Source organism: Terrisporobacter sp. (assembly GCF_017888745.1).
Classification (GTDB): Bacteria; Bacillota; Clostridia; order Peptostreptococcales; family Peptostreptococcaceae; genus Terrisporobacter.
Map to the genome: position 1 here is coordinate 1 of NZ_JAGHFM010000023.1, position 11582 is coordinate 11582.

The 11582-nt window shown below is 28.3% G+C and carries 9 protein-coding genes, 1 pseudogene and 1 other annotated feature; of the genes and pseudogenes, 1 reads left to right on the forward strand and 9 read right to left on the reverse strand.

What is annotated here, in order from left to right:
• From J7G74_RS00745 to purR, 9 genes and pseudogenes are all read right to left on the reverse strand, one after another.
• On the reverse strand, positions 1-2189 hold a 2189-nt coding region (locus tag J7G74_RS00745; protein ID WP_297130486.1), incomplete at its 3' end, for a CarD family transcriptional regulator.
• Between the two features lie 14 nt (positions 2190-2203).
• The gene (gene pth / locus J7G74_RS00750) at positions 2204-2767 is read right to left on the reverse strand and encodes an aminoacyl-tRNA hydrolase (protein ID WP_297130489.1); all 564 of its coding nucleotides are present in this window, start codon (positions 2765-2767) and stop codon (positions 2204-2206) included.
• A 12-nt stretch (positions 2768-2779) separates the two neighbouring features.
• The gene (locus J7G74_RS00755; protein ID WP_297130492.1) at positions 2780-3466 is read right to left on the reverse strand and encodes a prepilin peptidase; all 687 of its coding nucleotides are present in this window, start codon (positions 3464-3466) and stop codon (positions 2780-2782) included.
• Between the two features lie 12 nt (positions 3467-3478).
• Complete coding sequence (locus tag J7G74_RS00760) at positions 3479-4534, reverse strand: type IV pilus twitching motility protein PilT (protein ID WP_297130495.1); 1056 nt, start codon at positions 4532-4534, stop codon at positions 3479-3481.
• Between the two features lie 136 nt (positions 4535-4670).
• Positions 4671-5621, reverse strand: a complete 951-nt coding sequence (locus J7G74_RS00765) for a ribose-phosphate diphosphokinase (RefSeq protein ID WP_297130498.1) — start codon at positions 5619-5621, stop codon at positions 4671-4673.
• Between the two features lie 73 nt (positions 5622-5694).
• The gene (glmU, locus tag J7G74_RS00770) at positions 5695-7056 is read right to left on the reverse strand and encodes a bifunctional UDP-N-acetylglucosamine diphosphorylase/glucosamine-1-phosphate N-acetyltransferase GlmU (protein WP_297130500.1); all 1362 of its coding nucleotides are present in this window, start codon (positions 7054-7056) and stop codon (positions 5695-5697) included.
• 219 nt (positions 7057-7275) lie between these two features.
• Positions 7276-8500, reverse strand: a pseudogene (gene tyrS / locus J7G74_RS00775) (tyrosine--tRNA ligase).
• A 92-nt stretch (positions 8501-8592) separates the two neighbouring features.
• Positions 8593-8843 (reverse strand) — a binding site (T-box leader).
• Between the two features lie 214 nt (positions 8844-9057).
• Positions 9058-9336 carry a septation regulator SpoVG gene (gene spoVG, locus J7G74_RS00780; RefSeq protein ID WP_018591966.1) on the reverse strand — a complete coding sequence of 93 codons (279 nt, stop codon included), beginning with the start codon at positions 9334-9336 and terminating at the stop codon, positions 9058-9060.
• A 169-nt stretch (positions 9337-9505) separates the two neighbouring features.
• Complete coding sequence (gene purR, locus J7G74_RS00785; RefSeq protein WP_297130506.1) at positions 9506-10378, reverse strand: pur operon repressor; 873 nt, start codon at positions 10376-10378, stop codon at positions 9506-9508.
• Positions 10379-10609: 231 nt separating this feature from the next.
• Between purR and J7G74_RS00790 the strand changes: the two genes are divergently transcribed.
• Positions 10610-11582 (forward strand): UDP-N-acetylmuramate--L-alanine ligase (locus J7G74_RS00790; protein WP_297130509.1); only part of this gene is annotated, 973 nt, incomplete at its 3' end.

Here is an 11582-nt window from a genome sequence, read left to right on the forward strand (position 1 = left end):
ACAATTCTATGAGTTCCTATTAATACGTCTATTAAACCTTTTTTAGCATCATTTATAATATCTTTTTGTTGCTTTGCAGTTTTAAATCTACTCAATACTTCCACTCTTATAGGATAATCTTCAAATCTTTCCTTAAAAGTATTGTAATGCTGCTGAGCAAGAATAGTTGTAGGCACTAATACAGCTACTTGCTTCCCATCCATACAAGCTTTAAATATAGCCCTTATTGCTACCTCCGTTTTACCGTATCCAACGTCACCACAGACTAATCTATCCATAACCTTAGAAGATTCCATGTCCTTTTTAGTTTCTTTTATAGCTTTTAACTGATCTTCTGTTTCTTCATAAGGAAAAAGGGATTCAAACTCATTTTGCCAAACTGTATCTTTAGAGAATTTAAACCCTTTGACTTTTTCCCTCTTAGCATAAAGTTCTATAAGGTCTTTAGTCATATCCTCTATTTCCCTTTTAACTTTTGCCTTTGCTCTACTCCATTCACTAGTTCCAAGCTTATTTAACTTAACTCTTTCTACATCTGCACCAATATATTTTTGAATCTTATCCATTTGATCTATTGGAACATAAAGATTATCTCCACCTTGATAAATTACTTTTATATAGTCTTTCTTTATTCCATTGACTACTATTTGTTCTATACCAGTATATCTACCTATACCACTATTTTCATGAACAACATAATCTCCAACATTTAAATCTAAGAATGATTCTATCTTAGTTCCATTTTTAGACTTATTTTTTTTCTTTTTAGATGAACTTCTCTTTTGAACACCTATTATTTCATTATCTGTAATAACTATAAATTTGATAGCTTTGTATTCAAATCCTCTACTTATATGTCCTGGAATAATTATTACCTGTGAAGACTTAATTTCAATATCTCTGGTTTTAGAGACAATAGCTTCTATATTATACTCAAGCAAATCCTTACTTAACTTCTTAGCTCTATCTAGAGTACTTGTTACTAATACAACCTTATGACCATTATATTTTAGTCTATTTAAATCCTCTGCTAATAATTCTAATTTACTGTTATATGTTGGAACCTCTCTTGAGTCAAAGTTAATGATTCTTTTTATATCAAATTCATTAATTTGTCTTGCTAATAGAGTATTTAATATTATTGACTTATCTTCTATTAAATAATTTAAATCATTATAAGTATAGATTAACTTTCCTTGATTTTTTAGTGCCAATCCCCTCTCAAGATTTAATTTATAATTTTCTTTAAATTCTTCAAAGTAATTTTCACATTTTTCTTTTAATCTCGTTATATCTTGCGTAAAAATTACCGCATCATCTTTAAGATAAGTAAAAATACTCTTATTTTCTTGAGGATAAATATAATCTATATAATTCTCAATTCCTTCAAAATAAGTTTTACTAGATATTTTATCTATATTACATACAGTATCCTCATCCGTATAATCATTTATATCTTTTTTCAAACTTTTTACTATTTTATCCATTTCTTTAGGATATATGAATTCTCTAGATGGAGTAATAACAAGTTTCTTTATTTTTTCTATAGACATTTGAGAAAAAACGTCAAAAGTTCGTATAGAATCTATTTCATCATCAAACAGTTCCATACGAATAGGATTAGTGTACTCTAAAGAAAAAATATCTATTATTCCACCTCTTATACTAAATTGGCCAAACCCTTCTATTTTTGATACTCTCTCATATCCTAAATTTATAAGGGTATTAGTCAATTTATCTATATCAACTATATCTCCTACCTTAAAAGTAGTGATATTATCTACTAGCACTTGTTTCGGTATATATTTTCTTAAAATAGCTTCTGCTGATGTTACTACTATTATCTTTTCTCCCTTAGCTAATTTAAGTAAAGTTTTTAATTTTTTTGCTTCTTCGCTTCTGTCCTTTGCATCTAAATGATAAAAATAAATTTCTTGACTTCCTAAATACTCTACCTTCCCTTTAATATAGTAATTTAAATCTTCATAAATTTTCTTAGCTTCTAAATCACTATTTGCAATAAAAAGGATTTGTCTTTTTAATTCTTTAAATATGGAATAAGCTATATGTGATTTTTGTACTGGTATTAAGCCGTTAACTAATGCCGCTCCTTTACTATTTTCAATATAGCTAATTATTTCCCTATACTCATTTAAATTTTGCAAAGGATATAATAATACATCCTTCATATAAGCCCTCCTGATTATTTTCCATTATATTTATTCATAGCTAAGTCTATATTTTCTCTAATGATTGAATCTACTGCAAGAACTGATTTTTCTAGACCTTCTTTTAAATCTGCCACTTCGTCTGGTGCAAATTTAGAAAGAACAAAATTTGCTAAATCCCTTCCTGGTTCTGGTTTAGATACACCAACTCTTACCCTTGGGAAATCAGTAGTGCCTAAGCATTTCACTATAGATTTCATTCCATTATGAGTTCCCCCACTACCTTTTTTCCTAATTCTTATTTTTCCTACATCTAAATCAATATCATCATATATAACTACAATATTATTTGTATCAACTTTATAGAAATTATATATTTCAGCTAGTGACTCTCCACTAAGGTTCATATATGTTACAGGCTTTACAAGTACCACCTTTTCAGTACCAACTCTTCCTTCTCCTATTAAGGCTTTATGCTTCATTTTAGTTACACTTATGTCATATTCCTCTGCTAAAATATCTATTACATTAAATCCAACATTATGTCTAGTGTTCTCGTATTGTTTTCCTGGATTCCCCAGTCCTACTATTATATACATTATTCTCCTCCTTTATAGATTTATTCTCAATATGTCAAAATATAAATTCATTATATCCCATTGTGTCAATATTACTAATACTGTGGCTAAGGATATAAAAGGTGTAAATGGAATTGATGATTTTATAGATCCTTTCTTTGCAAATATGATATATAGTCCGTATATGCTAGCAAATACTATAGACAAATACATCATAAATAAAGCATATTTTTTACCAATTACAAAACAACAAAGTCCATAAAACCAAACATCACCTTCACCTAATGATTTGGTTATTTTTGATACTATATATGATAGGACAATACCTATCAATAATCCTTTTAAATGATTCATTGAATTACTTTTTAGCTCTGTGCTAAATATAAAAATAACACCCTGCATAATTATACCACTAAGTATTGTTATATCATATACATAAGTTGTCTTATAATCAATTATTGATATTAATGTTAAAAATGGAATTAACATTATAAAACTTATTGATTTCATATTTAACTCATACTTAGTATATATTAAAATAGGAACTATCATGTTTGGTAATAATATTAAAATCTTGTTACTTATGTTTTTATCTATACTTTTATCTAAAATATATATAATTTTCTCTGATATAAAAGATAAAACTATAAATATTAAAATTAATATAAAATAAATCATTACTTTTATATAATTAATAGTAGTACTTTTTATTTTCCCCAATATTTTTATATACTAATTGCTTATAAATCTATTTACATATTCATAATCAGTGCAATTATTTAATACAACTTCTTTTGAAATTTTTCCTTCCTTAAATAATCTTATTAAATCTTGATCCATAGATTGCATACCTTGTTTTAACCCTGTCTGAATACAATTTTTTATTTGATAAATTTTATTTTCTCTTATTAAATTTCTAATAGCAGGGTTAGGTATCATAACTTCTGTGGCTACGATATTATTCATTTCATCTTTTGAAGGTAACAACTGTTGAGATATTATTCCTTCACAAACAGTTGAAAATTGACATCTAATTTGCTCTTGTTGATTACTTGGAAAACTATCTATAATTCTATCAATAGTTTTTGCTGATCCGATTGTATGTAAGGTTGATAGTACTAAATGACCAGTTTCTGCTGCTCTTAGTGCTATTGATATGGTTTGTGTATCTCTCATTTCGCCTATTAATATTACATCTGGATCTTGTCTAAGGGCTGATACTAACCCTTCATTAAAATTTATTAAATCCTTTCCTACTTCTCTTTGACTAATTATACTTTTATCGTGATAATGAATATACTCTATAGGATCTTCTAAAGTTATTATATGGCTTTGTTTAGTATGATTTATTATATCTATAAGACTTGCTAATGTAGTTGATTTACCACTTCCTGTAGGTCCAGTAATTAATATTAACCCTTTCTTCTTTTTAGTGAAATCAAGAAGCGATGGAGGTAAATTTAATGACTCAAATGGCGGAATATATTTTTTTATTAATCTAATTGATAAAGAATAATATCCTCTCTGTAAATATATATTTATTCTAAATCGTTCTCCTGTTTGTAAGCAATATGAAATATCTATTTGACCTTTTTCTTGAATTCTTTCTAATTTATCATATCCTATCAATTCTACTACCATATTTTTTATATCTAACCCACTTAAAATATTCTCTGTAAGATTTACAAACTTATTTACTATTCTAGCCTTTGCATAAGTTCCTTCTATTATATGTACATCAGATGCCTCTAAATTAATAGCTTTTTTTAATATACTAAAAATATCCATACTTTCTCCTCAAATTAAAATAAAGTATCTAATATTATAGTTTTTTATTAATAATTTTATACAAATAAAAATCAACAAAATAATAGAATTATATAAAGAAACCACCTAGTTTAAACTAGGTGGCTTAATTTTCCAATTAGAACAAAACACTTACAGATTCGTTAGAGAATATTTTCTTAATTGCTTCTCCAAACATTTCTGCTACTGTTAATACTTTTATTTTATCAAGTTGCTTTTCTTTAGGAAGTCTTATAGTATCTAAAACTATTAACTCATTAATTGCAGAGTCTTCTATTCTTTGTAATGCTGGACCAGATAAAACTGCATGTGTACAACAAGCATATACTTCCTTAGCTCCAAACTCTTTTAATGCATTTGCAGCATTTGTTATTGTACCTGCTGTATCTATCATATCATCTAACATGATAACATTTTTACCTTTTACATCCCCTATTAAGTTCATTACTTCACAAACATTTGCTTTAGGTCTTCTCTTGTCTATTATAGCTAGTGGAACTTCCCCATCTAATTGATTAGCAAATTTTCTTGATCTAGTAACACTTCCTAAGTCTGGTGAAACTACTACTAAATCTTCTATTCCCTTCTCATTAAAGTAATTAGCTAATAAACTTCCTCCTAGTAAATGATCCAGTGGAATATCAAAGTATCCTTGTATTTGTGAAGCATGTAAATCCATAGTTAATACTCTATCTGCTCCTGAAGCTGTTATTAAGTTAGCTACTAATTTAGCTGTGATTGGATCTCTTGCCTTAGCTTTTCTATCTTGTCTTGCATATCCATAATAAGGTATAACTGCTGTTATTCTTCCTGCAGATGCTCTCTTTAGTGCATCTATCATTATTAATAATTCCATTAAATTGTTGTTAACTGGGTTGTTAGTAGATTGAACTACGAATACATCACAACCTCTAACTGTTTCATTAATATTTACGCTTATTTCGCCATCACTAAATGTAGTTACTTGGCAATCTGCAACCTTTACTCCTATATACTCTGCGATTTTTTCAGCTAACTCTTTATTTGAATTACCTGCAATAATTTTAATCTCGCTTCCGCTAGTGTTCATTACTTGTCCTCCTGAAAATTATATAAATATTATTAGGTGTTTACCTAAAAAATAATTAGCTATTTATATCCATCTATTTTTCTTTTTTTGCTACCCAACCTTCTTTTACCACTTGTCTTTCTCTAGCTACTGCAAGAGCTCCTTGTGGTACATCATCAGTTATTGTAGATCCTGTTGCAATATACCCTTTTTCTTCAACAACTACTGGCGCAATTAAATTTGAATTAGAACCAATAAATGCTCCATCTTTTACTTCTGATTTAAATTTATTCTTGCCATCATAGTTTACAAATACTACTCCACAACCTATGTTTACATCTTTACCAACATGAGCATCTCCTATATACGAAAGATGTGATGCCTTAGAATAGTCTTCTATAGTTGCATTTTTAACTTCTACGAAGTCACCTATTTTAACATGGTTTCCTATATTACTTTTTGGTCTTAAGTAAGCATAAGGACCAACTGTAGTATTATCTCCCACAGTACTATCTATTATTGTAGAATTCTTAATTTCTGTATTATTACCGATTGATGAATTTGTTATAGATGAATTCATTCCTATTATACACTCACTACCTATTATAGTTTTTCCATGTATCATGACTCCTGGATATATCGTAGTATCTTGACCAATTTCAACATCAGCCTCAATATAAGTAGATTGTGGATCTATTATTGTAACTCCATTTAATAAATGGAACTCATTTATTCTTTTTCTCATAAGACATTCTGCTTTAGATAGCTCAAGTCTAGAGTTAACTCCCATTAATTCTTCTATAGTAGAACCATTAAATGCTCCAACCTTAAAACCTTTGTCTCTTAATATTTTTATTGTATCAGTTAAATAATACTCACCTTGAGCATTATTGTTATCAAGTAAATCTAACGATTCTCTTAGCATCTTACCTTTGAAACAGTATATTCCTGAGTTAATTTCATTTACTGCTAATTCTTCAGCATTTCCATCTTTTTGCTCAACAATTTTAAGTAAATCCTCATTTTTATCTCTTATTACCCTTCCATATCCTGTTGGGTTGTCAACCTTTGTAGTTAAAACCGTTGCTGTATAATCATTTTCTATATGATAATTAAATAATTTTTTTAGAGTTTCTTCTTTGATTAAAGGAGTATCTCCACATAAAATAACTATTGTGTCTTCATCATTTATGTATTCTTTTGCCATTTTAACAGCATGACCTGTTCCTAGCTGTTCAGTTTGCATAGCAATCATAGTCTCTTCTGGTAATATATTTTCTACTACTTCTGATCCATGACCTAATATAGTAACAACATCAGTAACACCAGATTTTTTTGATACATCTATTATATGATTTACCATTTCTTTTCCGCATACCTTATGAACAACTTTTGGTAATTTCGATTTCATTCTTGTACCTTTTCCAGCTGCAAGAATTATGGCTTTAAAGTTCATATTTTCACTCCATTTCAGTAAAGTTTTTTATAATTGTTATTATTAGTCTGTATTTTTTTGCTAATAGTATATAATTCAATCGTCTTATTATCATTAATAATATAGCATTTTTTATCAAAAAATGCTAGGTTTTTGTAATCATTGGGTTATATTAATATGTACAAAAATAACAGCAACTATTAAAATTTAGCTGCTGTTATATTGCATTATTTGTTTTTATTATTTTAAAATTACTTTTTTGAATTTTTTCTTTCCACGTTTTATAACTATACCATCACCAGCTAAAGCTTCTTTAGTAAATACAGCTTTGAAATCAGTAACTTTCTCACCATCAACAGTTACTCCACCTTGTTCTACATTACGTCTTCCTTCTGATCTAGTTGGAGCAAGTTCACTCTTAACTAATAAAGATATTATATCTATAACTCCATCAGTTAAATCATCTTCACTAATTTCAGTTGTAGGCATATGTTCTGATGCACCACCAGTAAATAATGCTCTTGAACTTTCTTGAGCTTTTATAGCCTCCTCTTCACTATGAACAAGTTTAGTTAATTCAAATGCTAATACTTCTTTAGCTTCATTTATTCTATTACCTTCCCATTTTTCTATAGCTTCTATTTCTTCTAATGGTAAGAATGTTAGCATACGCATACATTTAAATACATCTGCATCTGCAACATTTCTCCAGTATTGATAGAATTCAAATGGAGAAGTTTTATTAGGATCTAACCATACTGCACCATTTGCAGTTTTACCCATTTTATTTCCTTCTGAATTAAGAAGTAAAGTTATAGTTAATGCATAAGCATTTTCTCCTAATTTACGTCTAATTAAATCAGTTCCTGCTAACATGTTACTCCATTGATCATTTCCACCTAATTGCATTTGGCAACCATATTTTTGGTATAAAGTATAGAAATCAAATGCTTGCATTATCATGTAGTTAAACTCTAAGAAACTAAGTCCTCTTTCCATTCTGTTTTTATAACATTCAGCAGTAAGCATTCTATTAACACTGAAATGAGATCCAACTTCTCTTAATAATTCAACATAATTTAATCCCATTAGCCAATCTGCATTATTAACTAATATAGCCTTATCATCTGAGAAATCTATAAATTTACTCATTTGTTTTTTTGAAACATTCACAATTGTGGTTTATTTGTTCTGGTGTCATCATTTGTCTCATATCTGTTCTTCCTGATGGGTCACCTACCATAGTTGTTCCACCACCTATAAGTGCTATAGGTTTATTTCCTGCCATTTGTAGCCTCTTCATTAAACATAATGCCATAAAATGTCCTACATGAAGACTATCTGCAGTAGCATCGAATCCTATGTAGAATACAGCTTTCCCTGCATTTATAAGTTCTCTTAATTCATCTTCATCTGTTACTTGAGCAACTAACCCTCTAGCAACTAATTCTTCATATACTGTCATAGTTATCCTCTCCTTTTATTTAATATTAAATCAAATTTTCTTGTTGTTTATAAAAAATATAATTTCCGGGAAATAAAAAAGCTCTCGTCCTATAAAAGGACGAGAGCATATCTCGCGTTACCACCTTTGTTCATAAATAGCTCACACTATTTACCTCAACTAGTATTTTTATTAATACTAAGTACTATAACGTGTACTAAATACGTCACAGCCTACTAGGTTTATACCTTTCAGTGCGAAGCTCAAAGATGTATTCATAAATAGTAGTATATGCACCTCTCATCTACCGGTTACTTTCTGTATATCTATTCTAATTACTACTTATTCTTATCATTGCTTTTGTCTTAAAAATAATTTTTATATTTATATGTTATGATAATATCATAATTTTATTTCATACTTTTGTCAATATTTCTTCAAATATAATAATATTTTTCATTATTGTAATTTTTTATTATTATTCTCAATAATAATAAAAAAATACATTTAAATTTTCACAAAAAAAGAGTCGATATAACGACTCATTTATTATAAATTAATTAAATTCTAAATTATTTTTATTCTGCTGCAACTTCTAATTGAGCCAAAGCTTCTTCATAAGCCTTTAATACTGCATCTTCAAGTACTTGTCTCATTTCAGCATTTATTGGATGAGCTATATCTCTGAAGTTTCCTTCCCCAACTTTTCTACTTGGCATAGCTATAAATAATCCATTTTGACCTTCTATAACTTTTATATCATGTACTACAAATAAATTATCAAAAGTTATAGAAACTATACACTTCATTTTCCCCTCATCAGTAATTTTTCTTACTCTTACGTCAGTTATGTTCATACCTTAATATCCCCCCTTTGTGATTTTGACAAAATACAATTTACCCAATATAATTATAAACTGTTTGGTAAATAATTCTATACTTTTTAATAAATTCCTTTTTTATTTTTTAAACTTTTTTAAATTTTTATTAAAAATTTTTTTTATACGTTATTTTTAGTTAGAATTATTAATTAATTTCATCTTCTATTTCATCTAAAACATCTTCTATTATATCTTCAGTTCTATATTCATCTTTAAATGTTTTTAAGTTTGGTTTTACTATTATTTCATTATCTCTTGTATCTATTTCTATTAAAGATATATAATCTTCAACTAATTTTTCTTCTGGCGTAGATGTTGTTATAAATACTCCCGTTCCTATTACATCTGCTCCAAATTCGTTCATTAGTTGAGTCATACCCTTTATAGTTCCTCCACCTCTCATAAAGTCGTCTATAAGAATAACCTTACTTCCTGGTTTAAGAGCTTTTCTTGGTAAGCTCATACTCTGTACTTTAGAGTTATCTCCTGTAACATAAGTCATACTTAATGTTGGACCTTCAGATACCTTTATATCTTTTCTTATAATAACTAATGGTAAATTCATAGCTTTTGCAGTCATAAGAGCCATTGGTATACCTTTAGTTTCCATTGTAACAACACAATCAGCTTCTGAATAATCTATATTTGATGCGAATACTTTACCTATCTTAGCTACAACACTTGGGTCATAAATTAAATCTATTAAATATACAAATCTACCTGAAAGGATTCTATCTGGCGAACTTATTTTTTCACATAATTCCATTAAGAAGTTTTGATTTTCTTCTATTGATGTTTTAGGTATGTATTTTACTCCACCAGCTGCTCCAGAAATCGTTATTACCTTTCCTAATTGTAATTTTTCGAAAACGTTCTTCACAACTAAAAGGTCTTCACTAATTGTAGATTTGGCAGCATTGAATTTTTCTGTAAAGTAACTCAGTGTATAAATTTTGTTTGGATGGTCAGATAGTATCTTAACGATAGCACCGATTCTCTCCGTTCTTTTAAACTTCATTGGTTCGTTAACCTCCTACAATTACAACTATTTATGATTTAAAGTAACTAATGCATAAGATTTTATTATATGATATAATGTTAGTTATGCTTCATATATCTTTGTAATTATAAATATAATATATATGAAGTAGTATATGCATATTATACTTAGAATATTGAACATTGTTTAATTATACCACAAAAATTGTTCTTATTATAGAAATAAATAAAATGAAAGGTGGTTTTATATATGAAGATACATTTCATCGGAATAGGCGGAATAAGTATGAGTGCTTTAGCTGAAATATGTCTTAATAAAGGATATGAAGTTTCAGGTTCAGACATGAGTAAATCTTCAATGACAGATAAACTTAAATCTCAAGGTGCAAAAATTTATATAGGCCAAAAAAAAGAAAACATTGTTGATGGATTAGATATGGTTGTTTATACTGCTGCTATACATCCAGATAATGAAGAGCTTATGGCTGCAAAAGAAAAAAATATACTGACAATAAATAGAGCTGCATTTTTAGGACAAATAATGAGAGAATACAAAAACTCAATAGCAGTTTCAGGTACACACGGAAAAACTACAACTACTTCTATATTATCAACTATTTTTGATTCTACAAACTTAGATCCAACAATTTTAGTTGGTGGTAATTTAAAATCCATTGGTGGTAATGTAAAAATAGGTAATTCTCAAAACTTTATAACAGAAGCTTGTGAGTATACTGATAGTTTTTTAAATTTTAACCCTAAAATAGCAATCGTTTTAAACATAGAGGAAGATCATCTTGATTATTTCTCTGGAATAGATGAAATCAAGGCATCGTTTAACAAGTTCGGAAAATTATTGCCTAAAGATGGTCACTTTATAATAAATGGTGATAGCCCTAATACTGCGGGAATATTACATGATGTTAAAGCTACTGTAATTAAGTATGGTAAAGAATCTTCTAATGATGCTATTATAAAAAATATTCATTTTAATGATAAAGGCTTTGGATCATTTGATTTAACTTATTTTGGAAAAGATTTAGGTACTTTCCAATTATCAGTTCCTGGTGTACACAATATTTACAATGCTACTTCGGCTATAATAGCTTCTATAGTTTCTGGAATAAGTGTAGAAGATATTAAGGAAAGTATTGTTAAGTATATTGGTGTTGGAAGAAGATTTGAAATTAAAGGTCATTATAATGATGCTTTAGTAGTTGATG